Raw genomic sequence first — 23,750 nt, forward strand, 5'->3', positions numbered from 1 at the left:
CACATACACAGATACTGTGAACGACGGCACTTGGACCTTCAAGGGTTACGACGCAGTTAGCGCCGTTGTCAACAAGTCCGATGTAGAATTTGTAGGAAAGTGGGCCTTTGAAGCTAAGAAGTACCAAGCTACTTACCGCTTCGAGAGTGAGACAGCAGGTAAGACTCTTCCAGCAGCCATCGCAGCATTGACTCCAAGTGACAGTGCAACTTATGTGAATGGTGCCTCTGTTTCCGCTCAGCAACCATCCCAAACTACATACACCGACGCAGTGAACGACGGCACATGGACCTTCAAGGGTTACGACGCAGCTAGCGCCGTTGTCAACAAGGCTGATGTATCCTTCGTCGGAAAATGGACCTTTGAAGCTAAGAAGTACCAAGCTACTTATCGCTTCGAGAGCGAGACAGCAGGTAAGGCTCTTCCAGCAGCCATCGCCGCATTGACCCCAAGCGACAGTGATTCGTATGTGAATGGTGCCTCTGTTTCAGCTAAGCAACCAGCGGAAAGCACATACACAGATACAGTGAACGACGGCACATGGACCTTCAAGGGTTATGACGCAGCTAGCGCCGTTGTCAACAAGGCTGATGTTGAATTTGTAGGAAAATGGACCTTTGAAGCCAACAAGTATCAAGCAAGTTACCGTTTCGAGAGTGAGACAGCAGGAAAAGCTCTTCCAGCAGCCATTGCATCATTGACCCCAAGCGACAGTGCAACTTATGTGAATGGTGCCTCTGTTTCAGCTAAGCAACCAGCGGAAAGTACTTATACAGATACAGTGAACGATGGCACATGGACCTTCAAGGGTTACGACGCAGCTAGCGCCGTTGTCAACAAGGCTAATGTAGTCTTCGTCGGTAAGTGGGAATTCAAGGCGAATCCGACAAATGCTGAAACTTATACGCCTCAAGTAACGGAAGAAACTATCAAGGTTGGACAAACACCTGACTTGACCGATAATGTGACGAACTTGTCAAGCCTTCCAGCTGGCACTAAAGTAGTGGATATTACACCTGCAGGTCAAATTGACACAACAAAACCAGGAACTTACACAGGTAAGGTACGAGTTGACTATCCAGATGGTTCTTCTACTGAAGTTCCTGTACCAGTTAATGTTTTACCTGCACCGGTAACTGAAACCTATCAAGTGACTTATCGCTTCGAAAGTGCAACCGCAGACAACAACTTGCCAGCAGAAGTATTGAGCTTACTTCCACAAAGTGGAACATATACTACAAGTTCTTCTGCAGCGATTGCTTTCGTTCCAGAAGCACCGATGCCTGTAGGAGTTGCTGTTGCAAATGGTACTTGGAAATTCGTGGGCTACGAAAAAGTGGAAGAGGGGGCAACTCTAACCTTCGTCGGTAAGTGGGTCTTTGAAGCTAAGCAAGATCCTAGTCCACAACCACAGCCGGCACCAACGCCACAACCAGCACCAACGCCACAACCAGCACCAACGCCACAACCAGCACCTCAACCAAATCCAGTTCCACCAGTGAATCCAGGGGGAGAGCAGGGGGCTGATAATAATCAGGCAGATAGACATCAACCAGAACAACCAAGAAAACCTGAAGAGAATCCACCAGCTCAAAGTCCAGCAGGAGAAAAAGCAAAACAAGCTACATTGCCAAATACAGGTAGCACTGCACCGCTTTCACTCACTGGACTAATGACTAGCTCTCTTCTTGCAGGTCTAGCAGCGTTGCTTCTTGGTCGCAAGCGGAAAGATGATTAAGCACTAATTTTATCTAGAAGCTTTCGACTTTTACAAGATTCTTAAGCACCTGTTTGACTGTTTGACAAATCTATCTGAGTCGCAAGCTTTAAGGCTGAGAGAAGACCAATTTGGTCTTCTCTTTTTGCATTTTGGATAGAAAGCAAATGTGTGATCTCAAGTCTAAGATTGGTATTTGGAGAAATTGAGAGCCTTGTGATCGGTCAGATAAGTGTGGCTACAGAAAAAGAACAAAATATGGTATAATGGTTGGAAGAATAGAATCGAGGATAATATGTCATTTACGAAATTTCAGTTTAAAAACTATATAGAAAAGGCTTTGGAGGAGTTAAAATTTACAACTCCGACAGAGGTTCAAGATAAGTTAATTCCTATTGTCTTGGCAGGTCGTGACTTGGTCGGTGAGTCAAAAACAGGTTCAGGGAAGACCCACACTTTCTTGCTACCCATTTTCCAGCAATTGGATGAAACTAGCGATAGTGTGCAAGCTGTAATCACTGCTCCAAGTCGTGAGTTAGCTACTCAGATTTACCAAGCAGCTCGTCAGATTGCAGCTCACTCAGATGTCGAAGTCCGAGTGGTTAACTATGTTGGTGGTACGGATAAGGCTCGTCAGATTGAAAAACTTGTCAGCAATCAACCCCATATTGTCATCGGGACTCCAGGGCGTATCTATGACTTGGTCAAATCTGGTGATTTAGCCATTCACAAGGCCAAGACCTTTGTTGTCGATGAAGCCGATATGACCTTGGATATGGGATTCTTGGAAACCGTTGATAAGATTGCAGGGAGCCTTCCAAAAGACTTGCAATTCATGGTTTTTTCAGCGACGATTCCTCAAAAATTGCAACCATTCTTGAAAAAATACTTGTCAAATCCTGTCATGGAGAAAATCAAGACCAAGACAGTCATCTCAGATACCATTGAAAACTGGTTGGTTTCGACCAAGGGACGAGATAAGAATGCTCAGATTTATGAGTTGACACAAGCTATGCAACCATATCTAGCCATGATTTTTGTTAATACCAAGACGCGTGCAGATGAATTGCATGCATACTTGACTGCTCAAGGATTGAAGGTAGCTAAGATTCATGGAGACATTGCTCCTCGTGAGCGCAAGCGAATCATGAATCAGGTGAAAAATCTGGATTTTGAGTACATTGTCGCAACGGACTTGGCAGCTCGTGGAATTGATATTGAAGGTGTCAGCCATGTTATAAATGATGCCATTCCGCAAGACTTGTCCTTCTTTGTTCACCGTGTTGGGCGTACTGGACGCAATGGTCTGCCTGGTACAGCTATTACCCTTTACCAGCCAAGTGATGACTCGGATATCCGTGAGTTGGAAAAATTAGGTATCAAGTTTACTCCTAAGATGGTCAAAGACGGAGAGTTTCAAGATACATATGACCGTGATCGTCGTGCTAATCGTGAAAAGAAGCAGGATAAGCTTGATATTGAAATGATTGGCTTGGTTAAAAAGAAAAAGAAAAAAGTCAAACCAGGCTATAAGAAGAAGATTCAATGGGCGGTGGATGAAAAACGCCGCAAAACCAAGCGTGCTGAAAATCGCGCACGTGGGCGTGCTGAGCGAAAAGCCAAACGCCAAACTTTCTAAGAACAAAATTGGAGCTGAATGGCTCCTTTTTTGTTACTTTTCTTTAAGATTTTTCTAAAAAAATGCAAAAAAAAGTAAAAAGTGGTATAATGATAAGGTTATATAGTCCCGATAAGATGGTAGAAATTTCTATCAGTACTTTGTAACTCTATAACAATATTTTTAAGGGGGGACATTTTTATGTCAGAACGTAAATTATTCACGTCTGAATCTGTATCTGAGGGGCATCCGGATAAGATTGCAGACCAAATTTCAGATGCGATTTTGGATGCTATTTTAGCAGAGGATCCAGAAGCGCACGTTGCTGCTGAGACAGCTGTATACACTGGTTCTGTCCACGTTTTTGGTGAAATTTCTACAAATGCCTATGTGGATATTAACCGTGTGGTTCGTAATACCATTGCAGAGATTGGTTACACCAATACAGAGTATGGTTTTTCTGCGGAGACGGTGGGAGTTCATCCGTCACTTGTTGAGCAGTCACCAGATATTGCTCAAGGTGTTAACGAAGCCTTGGAGGTTCGTGGAAATGCAGATCAAGATCCGCTTGACTTGATTGGAGCTGGTGACCAAGGTCTTATGTTTGGATTCGCAGTGGATGAAACAGAAGAACTCATGCCATTGCCAATTTCACTCAGCCACAAACTGGTTCGTCGCTTGGCAGAACTTCGTAAGTCTGGTGAAATCAGCTATCTTCGCCCAGATGCCAAATCGCAAGTTACAGTTGAGTATGATGAAAATGACCGTCCAGTACGTGTGGACACAGTCGTTATTTCAACTCAGCACGATCCAGAAGTTAGCAATGAACAAATTCACAATGATGTGATTAGCAAGGTTATCAAAGAGGTTATTCCGGCTTCTTACTTGGATGAGCAAACAAAATTCCTCATCAATCCAACTGGTCGCTTTGTCATCGGTGGACCTCAAGGAGACTCCGGTTTGACTGGCCGTAAGATTATCGTGGATACTTATGGTGGCTATTCTCGTCACGGTGGAGGTGCCTTCTCTGGTAAGGATGCGACTAAGGTGGACCGCTCAGCCTCATATGCGGCACGTTATATTGCTAAAAATATCGTTGCAGCAGATCTTGCTAAGAAGGCAGAAGTGCAATTAGCTTACGCTATCGGTGTTGCGCAACCTGTTTCTGTCCGTATCGATACTTTCGGTACTGGAACAGTAGCTGAAAGCAAGCTTGAAAAAGCGGCGCGTCAAATTTTTGACCTTCGCCCTGCAGGAATTATCCAAATGTTGGACCTCAAACGTCCAATTTACCGTCAAACAGCGGCTTATGGACACATGGGACGTACAGATATTGACCTTCCGTGGGAACGTTTGGATAAGGTAGATGCTTTGAAAGAAGCTGTGAAATAAAATGAAAAAGCTTGGTAATGTTACCAAGCTTTTTTGCAAAAGAAAACTAGCTTAGAGCTGGCTTTCTTATTTTGTAGGAATAGAAATTTCAATCAGTTTATCTGAATAAAGTGTCCTGATATTAGCTTCATCAATTTTTTGTTTATCAATCTTGCGTTTCATGAAGAAATCTTGAATGGTTTCGATTTCTGGTTCACGAATAGCGCGGTGTTTGTTGGAAATGAGGATTTCATAGTGAAGCGGAGCTTGTGTGAAAATCACATCTGTGTTTCCAGCAGAATAGACCTCAACAAGAGTTGCGTCAGTACTTTCTAATTGGCTTTTGACAAGTTGCGAGTGTGAATTAGTCGTGTTGATAAGCTTCATAATAGTTCCTCCGATTTTCTAATTCTATTATAGCACTTTTTGGATAAAATCGTGTATTTTAGTCAATTCCATGCTGTTTTTTCCAAGCTTCAATTCCCCATTTATGGCTACCACGTTTGAGTTTTTCAATTGCTTCATCAATAGGAAACCAAGCAATATGATTAAAATCTTCTAATGGTTTTTGTACTTCCTCGAAAGAAATAGCTTCGTAGAGATAAGCTGGATTGTAGTAGTAGGTATCACGGTGGCGAGAGTAAAAATACTCATCAGCTTGTCCATAATAGACCCCAATTTCAGCTGTAAAGCCAAGTTCTTCGATTAGTTCTCTCTTCAGTGCCTCTTGATGGTCTTCTCCTGCTTCAATTTCCCCACCTGGCAAGAACCAAGCACCATTGGGAGCTTGAACTAAGACAATTTGTTTTTTTTCTGGATCAGGAATAACTACGTAAACTCCATAGCGGGACTGGTAGGTCACATTCTCTATTTTATCACCAAAAGTTGGGTTTGCCATTGCATTTTCCTCATTCTCTAGTATCTTTATTATTATCATAATGGACGAGGGGCAAGCTGTCAAGAATAAACAGTTATTTTACTAAAGAGGAGTAGAAAATCTTTCGTTTTCTACTCCATTCTATAGTATCTAATCTTATTTTTCAGAAGCAATCTCTTCTGTTTTCTCGGTTTTTTTAGCAGATTTGATTTGAATCTTGCCATTGCTTGTCATGACTGCCTTGAGGTCTTTCTCACTTGGATTTTCAAGGTAGTAGTCTGTGATAGCATCCTCGATATAGTCTTGAATGGTACGGCGGAGTGGGCGTGCCCCCATTTTTGGATCATATCCCAAGTCAACCAACTTTTCCTTGACCTTGTCTGTCACATCGAGGTGGATATTGTTGCTAGAGAGGCGTTTGTTGACATCTGCTAGCATGAGTTCGACGATTTGGAGAAGGTTGTCCTTGCTGAGAGGTTTAAATTCGATGATGCCGTCAAAACGGTTCATAAACTCTGGACTAAAGAAGTTGCCGAGTTCACCGAGAACAGAGTTGGTTCGACCTTCACGAGCAGCTCCAAAACCAACGCTGGCTTCGGCCTTACCCGTACCCGCATTTGAGGTCATGATGATGATAGCATCCTTAAAGCTAACTGTACGTCCTTGTCCATCTGTCAAACGACCATCATCCAAGACTTGGAGGAACATGTGCATCACATCTGGATGGGCTTTCTCGACCTCATCGAGAAGGATGAGAGAGTATGGATTGCGACGAACTTTTTCAGTCAGCTGCCCAGCTTCATCATAACCAACATAACCTGGAGGGGCTCCGACCAATTTAGCCACGCTGTGTTTTTCCATGTATTCACTCATATCAAAGCGAATCATGCTCTCAGCAGAACCAAAAAGTTCAATGGCTAGTTGTTTGGAAAGTTCTGTCTTACCAACACCAGTTGGTCCGACAAAGAGGAAGCTTCCGATTGGGCGGTTAGGAGTTCCAAGTCCAACACGATTTCGACGGATGGCTTTTGCAATCTTATCGACAGCCTCATCTTGTCCGATAACATGGGCCTTGAGGTCTTCTGCTAGATGGATAAGCTGAGACTGTTCTTTTTCTTTGAGTTCTCCAACAGGGATATTTGTTTTCTGCTCAATGATGTGTTCGATTGTTTTCTCGCTAATGATAGGAGTATCCTGATCGGTCACCTTGTTCTTTTGCATTTCCTTGTACTTGGCAATTTGATCGCGGAAATAAGCTGCTTTTTCAAAGTCTTCCTCTCGTGTAGCTTGAGCCTTGAGATTTTCAGCCTCAATTAAGCGCTGATCAATCACTTTAGGATCAACAAAGTTCAGCGTCAGATTCATCTTAGAACCAGCTTCATCCAAAAGGTCAATAGCCTTGTCTGGTAAGAAGCGGTCTTGGATATAGCGATTGGAAAGATTTGCAGCTGCTTTGATAGCAGCATCAGTATACTTGACGTGATGGTAGTCTTCGTATTTCTTTTGAACCCCTTTGAGGATGATAATGGTTTCTTCGACAGTTGGTTCATCTACTTTGACAGGCTGCATACGGCGCTCGAGAGCAGCATCTTTTTCAATGATGCGGTATTCATTGAGAGTAGTGGCACCGACCAGTTGCAATTCACCACGGGCAAGGGCAGGTTTGAGGATATTGCCTGCATCCATATTGCCATCGCTAGCAGATCCTGCACCGACAATTTCATGGATTTCATCGATAAAGAGAATGATGTCCTCGCGTTTGCGGATTTCTTCCATGAGCTTCTGCATACGCTCTTCAAATTGGCCTCGAATCCCTGTTCCTTGAACTAGACTGACCACATCCAGACGGATGACCTGCTTGCCTTGGAGTTTATGGGGAACATCGCCATCGACAATCTTCTGAGCTAGACCTTCCACAACGGCTGTTTTACCAACACCTGGTTCTCCGATAAGGACAGGATTGTTCTTGGTTCGACGGTTGAGGATTTCGATAACGCGAATAATCTCTTCGTCTCGACCGATAACAGGGTCAATATCCCCACGACGGGCAATCTCAGTAATGTTGATACCATATTCCTCTAGGAGTCCTCTTTCTTGGCTAGGAGGTGTTTGAAGTGGACCACGGTTTTGAGGTCCGTAGCCCCCATTGCCCCCATCTCCTCCACCAGATTGAGTGGGAGGGATGTTATTAGAAGAAGGTCTGAAATTGTTCAAATCATTGAAAAAGTCGCCGAAAGGATCAAAGTCACGATTGTTTAGGTCAGTCATTCCTTTAAAGAGGGTATTGTTTGGGTCTGTTTTGATAATTTTATAGCAATTTTGACAGAGATCAATTTGTTTTTGCTGTCCATTGATATTGGTATACAGATGAATTGTTGAGTCGTTTATTTTACAGTTTTGACAGAGCATACATCTACCTCATTTCATTCTTATCCTTGTCCTAAGAAAAAGGTCAAGAATAGTCAAAGTTTTATACTCTCATTATAGCATGATTAAGGTGTAAAGCAAGTAAAAAGATTGGGTTAGGGAGATTTCGAGAGAAGTTCTATAAGAAAATCTTTGCTTATGAGGGTAAGAAAAAATCCCATTTGCGGGGACAAAAAGGATTTTCATTCATCGGGCCTTACTGCCCGTTGTTTTTATATTAATAAAGGAGTTCGTAGATCTCCATTGCAATCAAGTCAATGCTATCAAAGGTATAGGTTTCACGCGCTTCAACATCGCGAAGGGTGAAGAGTGATCCATTTTCTTCGTCATGGCTGTATGCAACTTCTGCGACAACAACACCTTCACGTTCAAAATTACGTTTTAGATTTCCGCCATCTTTTGTCATAGCTTCTAGGCGGTTGATGATTCTAACCAAATGTGATTCCATTATGATTCTCCTCCATTTCTTATCGTTACTATTTTACCATAAACCACGGGGACTTGACTAGAAAAAACTAAGATTTCTCGCTATTTCTCTTTTGCATAAAATTATTGGTGAAAATTAGTGAAAAAATATTGAATTTTAATTCAAGCTATGTTATAATCATACAATCTAATATTTAGAAAGCTGAGTTTATATGAATTTTTCCTTTTTACCAAAGTATTTACCTTATTTTAATTACGGAGCTCTTATCACTGTAGTGATTTCAATTCTGGTAGTCTTTTTCGGTACCATTCTAGGTGTCTTATTGGCCTTTGCTCAACGCTCACGTTTTAAACCTCTTGTCTGGTTTGCGAATATCTATGTATGGATTTTCCGTGGAACTCCGATGATGGTTCAGATTATGATTGCATTTGCCCTCATGCATATCGATGCGCCCACTATTCAAGTAGGGATTTTAGGTGTGGACCTTTCCCGTTTAATTCCAGGTATTCTGATTATCTCGATGAATAGTGGTGCCTATGTGTCTGAAACCGTTCGTGCAGGGATCAATGCAGTTCCTAAAGGGCAGTTAGAGGCAGCTTATTCCTTGGGTATTCGTCCTAAAAATGCTATGCGTTATGTTATTTTGCCACAGGCAATCAAGAATATTTTACCAGCATTGGGAAATGAATTTATCACCATTATCAAGGATAGTTCGCTTTTGTCAACAATCGGAGTCATGGAACTTTGGAATGGAGCTACAACGGTAGCAACGACGACCTATCTACCTCTAACGCCTCTCTTATTTGCAGCCTTTTACTATTTGATTATGACTTCTGTTTTGACAGTGGCTTTGAAGGCATTTGAAAATTACATTGGACAAGGAGACAAAAAATAATGACAGAAACCTTGATAAAAATCGAAGGCTTGCATAAGTCTTTTGGGAAGAATGAAGTCTTGAAAGGGATTGACCTTGAGATTAAACGAGGAGAAGTTGTGGTCATTATCGGTCCGTCAGGGAGCGGGAAGTCAACCCTTCTTCGTTCGATGAATCTTCTCGAGGAAGCAAGTAAGGGCAAGGTTATCTTTGAAGGAGTTGATATCACTGATAAGAAAAATGACCTTTTTGCCATGCGTGAAAAGATGGGCATGGTATTCCAACAATTCAACCTCTTTCCCAATATGACGGTCATGGAAAATATCACCTTATCACCAATCAAAACCAAAGGAGAAAGCAAGGAAGTAGCGGAGAATAGAGCCCAAGAACTGCTAGAAAAAGTTGGTTTGCCAGATAAGGCGACGGCCTATCCACAGAGTTTGTCAGGTGGGCAGCAACAACGGATTGCTATTGCGCGTGGACTGGCAATGGAGCCAGATGTTTTGCTCTTTGATGAGCCGACTTCAGCTCTAGACCCTGAGATGGTTGGCGAAGTTCTAGCTGTTATGCAAGATCTCGCCAAGTCAGGGATGACTATGGTGATTGTGACGCATGAAATGGGCTTTGCGCGTGAGGTAGCAGACCGTGTTATCTTTATGGCGGATGGGGTTGTTGTTGAAGATGGAAGGCCAGAGGAGATTTTTGACCAAACCCAAGAACAACGGACCAAGGATTTTTTGAGTAAGATTTTGTAAAACCTCATTTTTAGAAGAAGTGGAGTAGAAATCATGGCTTCAAGTAAGGAATATTTAGCCTTTATTCTCGATCGGTTTTCGGAGCTAGAGGAGATGAGTTATCGTCCAATGATGGGAGAGTATATCCTTTATTATCGTGGGAAGATTATTGGGGGAATCTATGATAATCGTTTGTTATTGAAGCCTGTGAAGGTGGTTTTGGATCAACTGGGACAGACAAGGCTTGAACGTCCTTATGAAGGAGCCAAAGAGATGATTTTACTAGAAGACCTTGAAGACAAGTTATTTCTAGCGAGACTAATCAAGGATATGTACGAAGTTTTGCCTGCTCCCAAGGTCAAAAAGAAAGCATGATAGACTTGCCTAAGATAAATAGGCACTAAAAGCTCGATAAGAGCTTTTTCTTATAGTTTCAAACTATAAGGTCTATTAGTCAAGAAGTGTTAGAATGCCAAGGTATTTTTTGATATAATAGAAGATATTTGATAGAAAAGAGAAGAAATATGGCACAGATTATTGATGGGAAGGCTCTTGCAGCTAAGTTACAAGGACAGTTGGCTGAAAAGACAGCCAAACTAAAAGAAGAAACAGGTCTAGTTCCAGGCTTGGTGGTGATTTTGGTTGGGGACAATCCTGCCAGCCAAGTCTACGTTCGCAACAAGGAACGGTCAGCTCTTGCTGCTGGCTTCCGTAGTGAAGTTGTGCGAGTTCCAGAGACCATTACCCAAGCGGAATTGTTAGACTTGATTGCTAAATACAATCAAGATTCAGCTTGGCATGGGATTTTGGTTCAGTTACCTTTACCCAAACATATCGATGAAGAGGCGGTTTTATTAGCCATTGATCCAGAAAAAGACGTGGATGGTTTCCATCCGCTAAACATGGGACGCCTCTGGTCAGGTCATCCAGTCATGATTCCTTCGACACCTGCAGGAATTATGGAAATGTTTCATGAGTATGGGATTGATCTAGAAGGTAAAAATGCGGTTGTTATCGGTCGTTCAAATATCGTTGGAAAACCGATGGCTCAGCTTCTTTTGGCTAAAAATGCAACAGTGACCTTGACCCACTCACGCACCCATCATCTTGCTAAGGTGGCTGCTAAGGCGGATATTCTGGTGGTCGCAATCGGTCGTGCTAAGTTTGTGACTGCTGACTTTGTCAAACCAGGAGCGGTTGTCATTGACGTAGGGATGAACCGTGATGAAAATGGCAAGCTTTGTGGAGATGTTGACTATGATGCTGTTGCACCGCTTGCTAGTCACATCACACCTGTACCAGGTGGAGTTGGTCCTATGACTATTACCATGCTAATGGAGCAAACCTATCAGGCAGCGCTTCGTACACTGAACAAGGACTAGGAAAATGAAATTCGTATTTGACCTGGATGGAACGCTATCTTTTGACTACATGACCATAGACGAGGAGATTCAGCAGGTTCTTTTAAAGGCTGAAGATTATGGGCATGAGCTTGTGTTTGCCTCAGCTCGCTCTTATCGGGATTGCTTGGGTTTATTAGGCCCTGAACTCAGTCAGCGCTTGGTCATAGGTTTGAATGGTGGCATAGCCTATCATCTGGGGAAGGTCATCTTCGAAAGGAATCTCGATGCTAGAGTTTATCAGGCGTTAGTGGATTATTGCCAGACCTATAATCTCTCTTTCTTTGCAGATGATTGCTTTGACTATAGTGGTCAGATTGTGGAGAAGATTCCATTTATCTCCAGTGTAGATCCCCTAAAGGTGGCTCGTCATCAGAAACTCGAGGACTTGGGTACTCCGATTAAGGTAGTCGTTTATATGGGCGACCATGAGGATTTGCTTGATGATCTGCTTGGTCAGTTAGAAAGACTGGGGCAGGCTCATCTGTCCTATCATGCACATGAAAAGTGCCTTTATGTCAACCCCTTGGATACTCATAAGGCGACAACTGTTGAAAAGTTATGTGGGGAGAACTTCATCGCTTTTGGAAATGACCAAAACGATATTGAACTGTTTAAAACCTCTCTTTATTCAGTCCAGATAGGAGATTTTGCTGGTCTTACTCCATATGCAGACGACACGTTAGAGATAAAAGGAGAACCTTCTCCAGCTGTTGCTGCTAAAATCTTACAGACTTTTGCGGAATTTAAGGGAAAATAGTGTAGAAGGAGGTAGAACAAGGTTCGCCTTCTTTTTATGTAGAGTAATGCAGTCTATAAACTATAAATTTGAAGTTTGAAAAAGATATTAATGGAATTCAATTTGTAGTAGAAAGAGTCTAGAACCGAAAGCTATTTTCATTGCAACTATTCCTTTTAAATGACCCCTTCTTATATATCATTTTATTGGGTTAAATTAATGGAAAATAATTGCAATTTAAGGTGCCTTTTGATATATTTAATATATAAAATATATTATAAAACTTGGTACTTGTTTGTGTATTCAGAAGGAGGTTATTTTTTAAAATAAAGTAAACGCTTACTTTGTATCAAGAAAAAGAAATGAGGATTTTAATGAACAAAAGACTTTTTGATAAACGTTGTCATTATAGCATTCGTAAATTTGCAATAGGTGCGGCATCTGTAATGATTGGGGCTAGTATATTTGGTATTTCTGCTGTACAAGCTGAGGAGGTGGCTTCATCCAATGCTAAAACAGAAGAAACAACTGTTCATCAAGCTCAACCTTTAGATAAGCTTCCCGATGATGTGGCAGCTGCTATTGCAAAGGCTGATGAGAATGGTGGGCGTGAGTTTGTAAAACCAAAAGCTGAATCGGCAGAAGATAAAGTGACTAAGGATACAGAACCTACTACACCTACTAACGAGAGTAGTCGTGAATTGGTTAGTCCTAAAGGGGAAACTCCAAATAAAGTAGAAGAAGGAAACAAGGCTGATAACAAACAGAAATCTGAAGAGGCAAATCCAAAGCCTGTTGAATCTGCAGTAACAGCTGGAACAGAAGTGAAAGAGGATTCTAAAAAAACTTCTGAAAAGGACCAAGTGAAAGCAGACACAGAGATTAAACCTTCTTCTGAAAAATCACAAGTGCTGTCTAGAGAGTCAAACAAAGCCGAAGTTGAAAAGGAAAAACAGCTATTATCGGAACGAAAACAAGATTTTAATAAAGATTGGTATTTTAAACTAAATGCCCAAGGAGATTTTTCAAAAAAAGATGTGGATGTTCATGATTGGTCTAAATTGAATCTTCCTCATGATTGGAGTATTTATTTTGACTTTGATCACAAGTCTCCCGCTCGTAATGAAGGTGGGCAGTTAAATGGTGGAACAGCTTGGTATCGTAAGACTTTCACATTAGACGAAGCAGACAAGAATAAGGATGTTCGTATCAATTTTGATGGGGTTTACATGGATTCAAAGGTCTATGTAAATGGTAAATTTGTCGGACATTATCCAAGTGGCTATAATCATTTTTCATATGATATCACAGAATTTTTAAACAAGGATGGTAGTGAAAATTCAATTACTGTTCAAGTGACCAATAAGCAACCAAGTAGTCGTTGGTATTCAGGAAGTGGGATTTATCGTGATGTAACCCTTAGTTATCGTGATAAAGTCCATGTTGCCGAAAATGGTAATCATATCACTACTCCAAAACTTGCTGAGCAAAAAGAAGGGAATGTTGAAACACAGGTTCAGAGTAAGATTAAAAATACGGATAAGAAGGCTGCTAAAGTCTTTGTGGAACAACAAATTTTTACTAAGGAAGGTAAGGTTGTTTCAGAATTAGTCCGCTCTGAAACGAAGAATTTAGCAGAAAATGAAACTGCAGATTTCAGACAAACAATCCTAGTTAATAAACCAACTCTTTGGACGACAAAAAGTTATCATCCTCAACTGTATGTGTTGAAAACAAAGGTTTATAAAGAAGGTCAACTAGTTGATGTAACAGAAGATACATTTGGTTACCGTTATTTCAATTGGACTGCTAAGGAAGGTTTCTCTCTGAATGGTGAACGCATGAAATTCCACGGAGTAAGTATTCACCATGACAATGGAGCCTTGGGGGCAGAAGAGAATTATAAGGCTACCTATCGTAAATTAAAACTCTTGAAAGATATGGGGGTTAACTCTATTCGAACAACCCACAATCCAGCGAGTCCTCAGTTGCTTGATGCTGCAGCTAGTTTAGGTCTTTTGGTTCAAGAGGAAGCTTTTGATACTTGGTATGGTGGCAAGAAGACTTACGACTATGGACGGTTCTTTGATCAAGATGCAACTCATCCGGAGGCTAAGAAGGGTGAGAAGTGGTCTGATTTTGATCTCAGAACAATGGTAGAACGTGATAAGAACAATCCGTCTATCGTCATGTGGTCTCTTGGAAATGAGGTAGAGGAGGCAAATGGTAGTCCTCGTTCTATCGAAACTGCTAAACGCTTGAAGGCAGTTATCAAAGCGATTGATACTGAGCGTTATGTAACCATGGGGGAAAACAAATTTAGTCGTGCAGCGACAGGTGATTTCTTGAAACTCGCAGAAATTATGGATGCTGTCGGTATGAACTATGGTGAACGTAATTATGATGCTGTTCGTAGAGTGCATCCAGACTGGCTCATTTATGGTTCTGAAACTTCTTCAGCTACTAGGACGCGTGATTCTTATTATAACCCTGCTCAAATCCTTGGACATGACAATCGTCCAAATCGTCACTATGAACAATCTGACTATGGTAATGACCGTGTTGGATGGGGAAGAACAGCTACTGAATCATGGACTTTTGACCGTGATCGTGCTGGCTATGCTGGACAATTTATCTGGACAGGAATTGACTATATTGGAGAACCGACTCCATGGCATAACCAAGATAGTACACCTGTCAAGAGCTCTTACTTTGGTATTATTGATACAGCTGGTTTACCAAAGAATGATTTCTACCTTTACCGTAGTGAATGGTATAGTGCTAAAGAAAAGCCAACTGTTCGCATTTTACCACATTGGAACTGGACTGAAGAGACCCTTAAGGATCGCAAGATGCTGATTGATGGAAAGGTTCCGGTTCGTACCTTCTCAAATGCTGCAAGCGTCGAATTGTTCTTAAATGGAGAGTCGCTTGGTAAAAAGGAATTTACTAAGAAAAGGACAGAAGATGGACGTCCATATCATGAGGGAGCTAAACCAAGTGAATTGTATCTTGAGTGGCTTGTGAAATACCAACCAGGCACACTGACTGCGATTGCTCGAGATGAAAATGGCAACGAAATTGCGCGTGATAGTGTGACAACTGCTGGGGAGCCAGCAAGAGTTCGTCTGACTAAAGAAGAGCATGTTATCACTGCAGATGGAAAGGACCTATCCTACATCCATTATGAAATTGTTGATGGCGATGGTAATGTGGTTCCTACAGCTAACAATCTTGTTCATTTCAATCTTCATGGTCAGGGACAAATCGTTGGTGTGGATAATGGAGAACAAGCTAGTCGTGAACGCTACAAAGCTCAAGCAGATGGAACATGGCAAAGACGTGCTTTCAATGGTAAAGGGGTTGTCATTGTAAAATCAACAGAAAAAGAAGGTAAATTTACTCTTTATGCAGATTCTGCTGGTTTGACATCTGATAGCGCAACGGTCGCAACGGTGTCTGGTAAGAAAGAAAATCGTCACTTTGTAGCCTTTGCTCCTGTAAAAGCAACAACTGATGTGACGACAAATCCTGAATTACCTCAAACAGTAACAGCTATTTATAGTGACGGTAGTGTTGAGGAAAAGACTGTAACTTGGGAAATGCCATCTGACTTGCTTACAAGCGCAGGTGAGAAAAAAGTATCTGGACGTGTAGAAGGTTTGGAAACTAAAGCTGAGGCACTTGTTAAAGTGATTGCTTTAGATAGATGGTTACCAAAAGTTGCTACAGTCCCAGTTGGAACGAATGCGGCTGATTTGGATAAAACGGTCACAGCTGTTCTGACAGATGGTAGCTTGATTGATACTGATGTTGTTTCTTGGACCTTGAAAGACCCTGCTGCTTTGAACAAGGAAGGTGGACGTACGGAGGCTACTGGTAAATTGGTAGATGACGACCGTGAAGTGACTGCAACCTTTATCGCAAGTAGTAAGGAAACAACAAGTAGCATTACAGGACTTACTGTTGGGGATAAAGCTCTTGAGAATTTTGAGTCTGGCAAGACCTATTACCGTGTATCCCTTCCTTACACTGCAACTATTCCAAGTGTTGGAGCTCAGACTACCGGATATCAAGTAACTGTTCAGCAAGCTTCTGCTGATAATGGTTATCAGGCTTCTGTCTTCTTGAGTGACCAAAAGGGTGACTTGGTTCAAACTTACTTAATTCAGTTTGTGAAGGAAGCTCCTGCTTTGAAACGTTTGGAAGTGGTTGTAGAAGGAAAAGAAACTGCCACTGAAGATCAAGTATTAACTTATCACGTCATTGGTCGTTATGAGGATGGTTCACAAACAGAGTTTTCGGCTTCAGATATTCACTTAGAAGCTAAATCATCTGATGGGGGACATCTTGAGGTGAATGGTCAGAATCTATTGCTCTATACTAAGGGAAGAGTGACTTTGACACCTCGAATCGATAATCAAACAGAGAAAACAGAATCTGTAACCACTGAAGTGGTGATTAAAGAAAATAAAGTCAGCAAGAAGATTGTGAAACTTCATCCTGTGTCTGTTTCTACAGATATCAATCAGCAACCGAATCTACCTAAAGAAGTTGGAGCAGAATTTGATAAGGGCTTGCCACGCAAAGTATCTGTAGCTTGGGATAAGGTAGATGAAAAAGAGTTGGGGCACTATCATAGCTTTACGCTTAAAGGACATGTGGAAGGCACAGATATTGAAGCTCAAGCGACTGTAACGGTTGAAGGATTGCAAGTTGCAGAGGAAATCAGTCTCACAGTACCTAAGGGTGAGACGGTTCAATTGCCAGCTAATGTCCGGGCTTACCATTCTAACGGAACAACTATCTACAAAGATGTTGTTTGGGATCAGGTTCCAGCCAACTTTAGTCAAACTGAAGGGGTCTATGAAATCAATGGTCGTTTAGTAGGTAGCAATCTGACAACTAAAGCTCATGTTCGAGTGTCTAGTCAAGTGGTTGCTGGAAATAATATCTCTAAACAATGGACAGGTTCACAATTACCAGCTGCCATTGTATCCAATACAGGAGGAGATGACACAGCCAACACCTTGAACGATTTGACTGTATCAAGAACGCCATCAGATGCTAAAAATAGATGGACTACTTGGAGAACAAATACTGATAATGACTGGGCTTCTATCTTATTTGGTAATTCAGGAGACTTGACGAAGCGTTTTGTCAACAATTTGTCGGTTGATTTCTATACTGATGGAGCAATTGGTCTTCCAAAAGAATATGTAGTTGAATATTATGTAGGTAAAGAAATTCCAGATTTACCAAGTGATGTCAGTCATGCGCAACGAGATAGCAATCATCCATTTAATAATCCAGACAATTGGAAAGCAGTTGAAAACTTACATGCTCCAAGTCAGCTGTCTGCAACTCAAACCAATCACTTCACATTTGACAAGGTCGAAACCTACGCTGTTCGTATTCGTATGAAGAAAGCAGATGGAACATCAGGTGTTGGTCTGACAGAGCTAACTGTGCTTGGAAACAAGGTCTTAAGTGAAACAAGTTCAGAGATTTCTATCAAGGTAGATGGCAAGGATCTTGAACATTTTAATCCATCTAAGACAGATTACTATATTCCTCAATCTAGCAAAGAAATCACAGCAACAGCTAGCAATAATGGTTTGGTAACAGTTGTTCCTGCAACAAGTCCAAAAGGTGCAACACGTCTCATCTTGAAAGCAGAAGATGGTACGGTGTTGAAAGAATATCGAATTTTCCACAATGATGAGAGAGAAACTAGTCAACCTCTTACTGCAGAAAACAGTGCTAAAATCTTGAATGTTGGAGACAATCTTCAACTTCCTTCAGAAGTAAGTGTTTATTATCCAACTTCAACTAATTGGACTACAGATAAACTTGCAGTGAAGTGGGATGCTATTCCAGAACATGCGACAGAGCATGAGGGAACATTTGAAGTTACCGGTCATGTCATTGGTACAAATCTAACGACTAAAATGCAGGTGACAGTTGTTTCTAAAGGCAATCAAGTCATTTCAGAAAATCCAAGCAACAATGAAACTGATTCTAAAGCCTTTGCTTCGACAACGAACGATACTCAAGCAGCTTCACATGATCGAATTTTCTATATCAATGATGGAAAATACAATGAAGATGGACGTTGGACAAACTGGTCTCGTACTCCGAAAAATCAAGAAACTTCTGTTGGATTACTCTTTAAGAAGGATGGAAAAATTGCTTCTCAATCTATTGGGAAAGTAGCCATTCAGTTCTTTAAAGATAGTGGCACAGATGCTCCAGAGAAAATGGTTCTAGAAAGATATATTGGTCCTGCTTTTACAGAACCAAGTACGATTTCTCGTTACGAAGAAAATGCCGATCATCCATTTAACAAGGCAGAAAATTGGGCACCAATTTCTTACAAAGCTTCTGGAGAATTAGTAGCTGGTAAACCAATCGAGTTTAACTTTGAACCGGTTCAAACGACAGCTATTCGTGCGCGCATGACTCGTAAGGCTACCACCAATGGTCTTGCACTTGTAGAATTTACAGCCTACTCTGCAGGCAAGGGATCAGAAGTGGAAACACCATCAGCGACTATTTCGATCGACGGAAAAGCATTGGAAAACTTTGATCCAAATGTGACAGATTACACTCTAACAACAATGGGTTCAAAACCAAAAGTCACTGCAACAACTAGTGGACATGGAGTAGTTACAGTTGTGGATTCTGGAAATGCCAATCTTCCAACACTGGTTCGTCTTGTTTCCAAAGATGGAAATCTGGTGAAAGAATATCGTTTACACTTTAAGTCTACCTTCCAAACAACACCAACAGAAGGCGTTAAGAACTTAGTAGCAGAAACTCCAAGTTTGGAAATTGAAAAGACTCCGCTTCCGTTTAAAGAAGTTATTCGTGAAAACCCTGAACTTGCTCAAGGTCAACGTCGTATCGTTTCTGAAGGACAAGATGGAGAAAAAGTTGACTATATTCAAGTTTTGGGTACTACTAGAAGTCTTGTTCATTCTGAAGAAAGAAAGGCTCAGGATCGCATTGTTGAAGTAGGAGTGAAAGCATCTATTTCAAGTAGTAAAGGCGAGGAGCCAGCTCCAGTCAATGAAGTTCCAGAATTCAAAGGAGGTGCTAACTTTGTAGAAGCAGCAGTAAACGAAGTTCCAGAATTCAAAGGAGGTGCTAACTTTGTGGAAGCAGCAGTAAACGAAGTTCCAGAATACACAGGAACTCTTGCTACTGTAGGAGATCAAGCGGCACCAAGCGTTGAGAAACCTGAATTTAAGGGTGGCGTTAATGCTGTAATGGCTCTAGAACATAAACTTCCAGAGTATCATGGTGTTCTAGCCACGGTAGGAAATGAGGAAGCGCCTGTTCTTGAAAAACCAGATTATCCAGTAGAGCTATTAGCTCATGACCAGACTATAAAACCAAATGTTTCAGTAGTAAAAGAAGAGCAAAATAGATTACCAGAAACCGGTGAGGGAGAATCTGAAACAGCCATTTTCTTGGCAGGTGTTAGCTTGGCCTTGTCAGCAGCCCTATTAACTGCAAAACGAAAAGAGGATTAGTTTGTGCGTCTAATGCTATCCTATTGGTATAGCTTGGTCGATGATAAAAAATCACATCGATAAATGAGTTGAAGAGATGGAGAGGACCGATTAGGCCTCTCCGTCTTTACTAGTAAAAATGGAATCGTTTACTTTCGTGTTTGGATGAAAGGAGATAAGATAAAGATGGATAAAAATTTTTTCAATAAACGTTGTCATTACAGTATTCGTAAATTCGCTATTGGAGTAGCTTCTATTATGATTGGTGCCAGTATCTTTGGTGTTAATTTAGTAGAGGCAGCAGAAACAGGTAGTGTAGGAGATAAAGAGGGGACTATAACTCAAGCTCAGCCATTGGAAAAGTTACCTGATGAACTTGCAGCAGTTTTGAAGAAAGCAGAAGAAAATGCTGGAAAGGAAGCTAGCTCGACAGTTGGAAATGGAGAAACTACAGGAACGATTGGTTCTACTGATTCGACAAATAATCTTAAACCAGCTGAAGCACCTAGAATTCCAGAGAATGAAACAAAGCCGTCTGAAGCCATGAGTGGAGGACAAAATGATAAAGAAATCGCTAAACCTAGTCAACCAATTACACCTAAAACTCCAAAAGTAGAGCAAACAGGTGATGGAACAGTTGAATTGGCCAATCAATTTACGGCAAGCAAACCAGCTAGCAAAGCCAGTATTGAAGCTGCCAGCAAGAGCTCAGACTATCTCAAAAAAGAGTACAAGGTCTTTCCAACTCCACAAAAAGTGACTTATGGAGAAGGTGTCACAGCCCTTCGTAAGCAAGTCAATCTGGTAATGGGCGATCAACTCGATATCTATACTCGCAATCGCTTGAAGAGCGTTTTGCAGGACAATCAAGTATCTTACAAAACTAGTAAAACGGCCGTTTCTGGCGCAACTAATATCTATCTTGGAGTGCATGGACAAGGTTCACAAGCAGAACAAAACTTGTCCAAGGTTTCCGCAGGTCTCTTTGACAAAATTGATTCTTATGCTCTGACCATCAAGGACAACTCTATCTCCATCGTCGGAAAAGACACAGATGCGGTCTTTTATGGTTTGACAACCTTGAAACATATGCTCAAGGAAAGTCAAGTGCCAGTCCTTCGCAATGTGACAGTGGAAGATTACGCTGAAATCAAGAACCGTGGGTTTATCGAAGGTTACTATGGAAATCCATGGTCTAATGAAAATCGTAAAGAATTGATGCGTTATGGAAGTGAATTGAAGTTAACTCAATACTATTTCGCACCAAAAGATGATCCATACCACAATAAGAAATGGCGTGAACTTTACCCAGAAGAAAAACTGGCTGAAATCCGAGAACTTGCACGTGTCGGTAATCAAACGAAAACACGTTATGTTTGGACCATCCATCCATTTATGAACAATCGTATCCGCTTTGGCAGTGAAGCGCATTACCAGGCTGATCTTGCAACCATAAAGGCTAAGTTTACTCAGTTGTTGGACGTGGGAGTGCGTGAATTTGGTGTGCTTGCAGATGATGCACCAAGCCCAGTTGGTGGTTACCATAGTTATGTTCGCTTGATGAAGGATATCACAAATTGGTTGACTGAAAAACAAACAATATACAGTGGTCTCCGAAAAGATATGATTTTTGTTCCTGCCTGGTACATGGGGCAAGGAACTGAAGCTGAACTTCGAACCTTGAATGAACATCTTCCTGAAAATGTCCATTTAACTCTTACTGGTGGAAAGGTCTGGGGGGCTGTTGACCAAACATTCTTAACGAACTTAAAGAAAAATTTAACAGAAGGTGGTGAGACTTACCGTCCAATTCAGTTCTGGATTAACTGGCCATGTAATGATAATACAAAACCCCACCTAATTCTTGGAGGTGGTGAAAAATTCTTACATCCAAATGTTGATTTATCACTTGCACAAGGAATTATGCTAAATCCAATGCAACAATCTGAAGCATCTAAAGTGGCACTTTTTGATATGGCTCAGTATGGATGGAAACAATGGAGAAGTGTAGAAGAAGCAGAACAAATCAACGATATGGCCTTTAACTATGTAGTTAATGATCATTTTGAAGAAAGCAGTGTTTCGAAGGCTTTTCGAGAACTCGGAAAACACATGCGCAATCAAAATAGACCTCCCCATGTCACTAAATTAGAAGAGTCTGTAGAATTGGCTCCAAAATTGACAGAATTCTATAACAAACTCAAATCTGGTCAAAATCTGGATACTGAAAGAAAAGAGTTGAGGGAAATTTTTGCTGGTTTGAAAGCCAATGCTCTGTTACTTAAAGAAAAAGGTGATCAGAAATTAATCGAACAAATTCACTATTGGTTAGAGAATACAGTAGATCAAATGAACGCGCTTGAAGCTTTCCTAACAGCTACAGAAGGTCTTACTGAAAAGAATGATGCCAAGGTGTGGGAGTATTATCAGGCCGGAGTCAAACATTATGACCAGTCAGTTAAGTATGCCTTCTTTTACGTTGACCATTATGAATACGCAGAATTTGGTGTCCAACATATTCGACCATTTATCAATAATCTCAAAGAATACTTAGCCTTACATATCCAAGCAATGTTGAATCCAGATAAATTTGTGACAACATTTATTACGAATCGTGCTGGAATAGGAGGCGGATTGAAAGAAGTCACAGATGGTGACTTTGATACACATGTGATTGCTAAAACAACCATTGTGATTGAGAGAGGCGATTATGTAGGCTTGCGCTTTAATAAGGCAATTAAAATACACAAATTAGGTTTCGCTACGGGTACTAATACGGCCGATAATTATACCTTTAGTAATGCTCTTGTTGAATATCAAAATGAACATGGAGAATGGGTAGCCATAACGAGCCCCGCTTATACTGGTAGAGAACGTATTCTGGAATTTAATGACCTCGATATCACAGCTCAAGCTGTTCGTATGATAGCAACAGCTAAGAAGGATAATGCTTGGCTTGCCATGCGTGAAATTGCTGTTAACAGACCCCTAGAATTGGGTAGTAAGAAGGTTAGGGGCACTATTAGTTTAAGTCCAAACCTTGTTTACAAATATGGAACAAGTGTTGTTCAGATGCAAGATGGTCGAGAAAACACAGAATCCATGATGGCAAATGTTGATCAGACCAATGTCACACCAGCGCAAGCCTGGGTACAAATGGACTTAGGTGGACTGCATAAAGTAAAACGAGTTCATCTGATGCAAGGGGAACGAGACAAACTAGCATCTGGTGTCATCGAATATTCTGCAGATGGTACAAATTGGACAACGCTTCAAAATTTATCAGGGCAACGAACTTCTGATATTGTGCAAGAATTTACAACTCGTTTTGTTCGCATTCGCAATACACAAACCTTAAATAAGTGGTGGAGAATTGCGGAATTTACAGTAGATGTCGATAGTCCAAATCTTGACTTAACGGACACCAACGTGGATGCCTTGAAGGAAACACCAGTAGTGGATAGCTTGGGCAGTTACGAGCTTCAAATTCCAGCTGGAACCAAACTCCCTGCTCATAGCTATCTAGGAACGAAGCTTGACCGTATCCATCAGGTCAAGAGCATCCAGCTCCAAGGGCAAGCCAACCCTGCTCTTAGCCTAGAGTACTCTGCAAATGCGCAAGAATGGACGCCAGCCAGCCAGTTGACAGACAAATCTGTCGCAACCCACTTGGTACGTTATGTTCGTCTGGTCAACAAAACGGATCAGGAACAAGCTGTCACAGCCACTTCTCTCCTTGTGACAACCAAAGAAGTGCAACCAACCAAACTAGAATCTACAACTATGGGCATTCATCCAATATACGGCAGCAATGATGTTCGTAAACTGAACAACCTAGATCAACTATTTGACGGTGTTTACAACAACTTCGTTGAGTTTTCAGACTACGCCCATAAAGATGGCCACGTGACCTTGAAACTTGGTAGCGAACGCACTATCAAGAAGATTAGAGCCTACATCCAAGACGGAACTCAAAACTACCTTCGTGATGGTAAGATCCAAGTCAGCCAAGACGGTAAAACTTGGACAGATGTTGTGACAGTAGGAGA

Annotated in this window: 13 protein-coding genes and 2 pseudogenes; 11 read left to right on the forward strand and 4 right to left on the reverse strand. The window is 41.4% G+C overall.

What is annotated here, in order from left to right:
• The 3 genes from D8802_RS09740 to metK form a co-directional block, all read left to right on the forward strand.
• A partial coding sequence (locus D8802_RS09740; protein WP_185758229.1) for an SHIRT domain-containing protein occupies positions 1 to 1,738 on the forward strand: 1,738 nt, incomplete at its 5' end.
• Between the two features lie 274 nt (positions 1,739 to 2,012).
• Positions 2,013 to 3,356 carry a DEAD/DEAH box helicase gene (locus D8802_RS09745; RefSeq protein WP_125395700.1) on the forward strand — a complete coding sequence of 448 codons (1,344 nt, stop codon included), beginning with the start codon at positions 2,013 to 2,015 and terminating at the stop codon, positions 3,354 to 3,356.
• Between the two features lie 180 nt (positions 3,357 to 3,536).
• On the forward strand, positions 3,537 to 4,727 hold the full coding sequence (gene metK, locus D8802_RS09750; protein ID WP_125395701.1) for a methionine adenosyltransferase: 1,191 nt from the start codon (positions 3,537 to 3,539) through the stop codon (positions 4,725 to 4,727).
• 66 nt (positions 4,728 to 4,793) lie between these two features.
• Here the strand turns inward: metK and D8802_RS09755 are convergent, their stop codons facing one another.
• The 4 genes from D8802_RS09755 to D8802_RS09770 form a co-directional block, all read right to left on the reverse strand.
• Complete coding sequence (locus D8802_RS09755) at positions 4,794 to 5,093, reverse strand: DUF1827 family protein (RefSeq protein ID WP_125395702.1); 300 nt, start codon at positions 5,091 to 5,093, stop codon at positions 4,794 to 4,796.
• A 58-nt stretch (positions 5,094 to 5,151) separates the two neighbouring features.
• Positions 5,152 to 5,604: an NUDIX hydrolase gene (locus D8802_RS09760; protein ID WP_125395703.1), complete on the reverse strand. Its 453-nt coding sequence runs from the start codon at positions 5,602 to 5,604 to the stop codon at positions 5,152 to 5,154.
• A 135-nt stretch (positions 5,605 to 5,739) separates the two neighbouring features.
• Positions 5,740 to 7,992, reverse strand: a complete 2,253-nt coding sequence (locus D8802_RS09765) for an ATP-dependent Clp protease ATP-binding subunit (protein ID WP_125395704.1) — start codon at positions 7,990 to 7,992, stop codon at positions 5,740 to 5,742.
• A gap of 235 nt (positions 7,993 to 8,227) precedes the next feature.
• Positions 8,228 to 8,458 carry a DUF1797 family protein gene (locus tag D8802_RS09770; protein WP_000443577.1) on the reverse strand — a complete coding sequence of 77 codons (231 nt, stop codon included), beginning with the start codon at positions 8,456 to 8,458 and terminating at the stop codon, positions 8,228 to 8,230.
• Positions 8,459 to 8,648: 190 nt separating this feature from the next.
• Between D8802_RS09770 and D8802_RS09775 the strand changes: the two genes are divergently transcribed.
• The 8 genes and pseudogenes from D8802_RS09775 to D8802_RS09805 form a co-directional block, all read left to right on the forward strand.
• Positions 8,649 to 9,332 carry an amino acid ABC transporter permease gene (locus D8802_RS09775; RefSeq protein WP_125395705.1) on the forward strand — a complete coding sequence of 228 codons (684 nt, stop codon included), beginning with the start codon at positions 8,649 to 8,651 and terminating at the stop codon, positions 9,330 to 9,332.
• Positions 9,332 to 10,066, forward strand: coding sequence for an amino acid ABC transporter ATP-binding protein (locus tag D8802_RS09780; protein ID WP_125395706.1), 735 nt, complete (start codon positions 9,332 to 9,334; stop codon positions 10,064 to 10,066). Before D8802_RS09775 ends, D8802_RS09780 begins: the two co-directional genes overlap by 1 nt.
• Positions 10,067 to 10,099: 33 nt before the next feature.
• Entirely contained in the window at positions 10,100 to 10,420 is a 321-nt protein-coding gene (locus D8802_RS09785; protein WP_125395707.1) for a TfoX/Sxy family protein, read from the forward strand.
• Positions 10,421 to 10,569: 149 nt separating this feature from the next.
• Positions 10,570 to 11,427, forward strand: a complete 858-nt coding sequence (locus tag D8802_RS09790) for a bifunctional methylenetetrahydrofolate dehydrogenase/methenyltetrahydrofolate cyclohydrolase (RefSeq protein ID WP_185758230.1) — start codon at positions 10,570 to 10,572, stop codon at positions 11,425 to 11,427.
• 4 nt (positions 11,428 to 11,431) lie between these two features.
• The gene (locus tag D8802_RS09795; RefSeq protein WP_125395709.1) at positions 11,432 to 12,205 is read left to right on the forward strand and encodes an HAD hydrolase family protein; all 774 of its coding nucleotides are present in this window, start codon (positions 11,432 to 11,434) and stop codon (positions 12,203 to 12,205) included.
• A 353-nt stretch (positions 12,206 to 12,558) separates the two neighbouring features.
• Complete coding sequence (locus tag D8802_RS09800; protein ID WP_125395710.1) at positions 12,559 to 19,722, forward strand: SIALI-17 repeat-containing surface protein; 7,164 nt, start codon at positions 12,559 to 12,561, stop codon at positions 19,720 to 19,722.
• Between the two features lie 165 nt (positions 19,723 to 19,887).
• Positions 19,888 to 19,953 (forward strand): annotated as a pseudogene (locus D8802_RS10400) (YSIRK-type signal peptide-containing protein); the annotation flags it as partial.
• 321 nt (positions 19,954 to 20,274) lie between these two features.
• A pseudogene (locus tag D8802_RS09805) lies at positions 20,275 to 23,750 on the forward strand (beta-N-acetylglucosaminidase domain-containing protein); the annotation flags it as partial.

Source organism: Streptococcus oralis, assembly GCF_003943395.1.
Taxonomy (GTDB): Bacteria; Bacillota; Bacilli; order Lactobacillales; family Streptococcaceae; genus Streptococcus; species Streptococcus oralis_BF.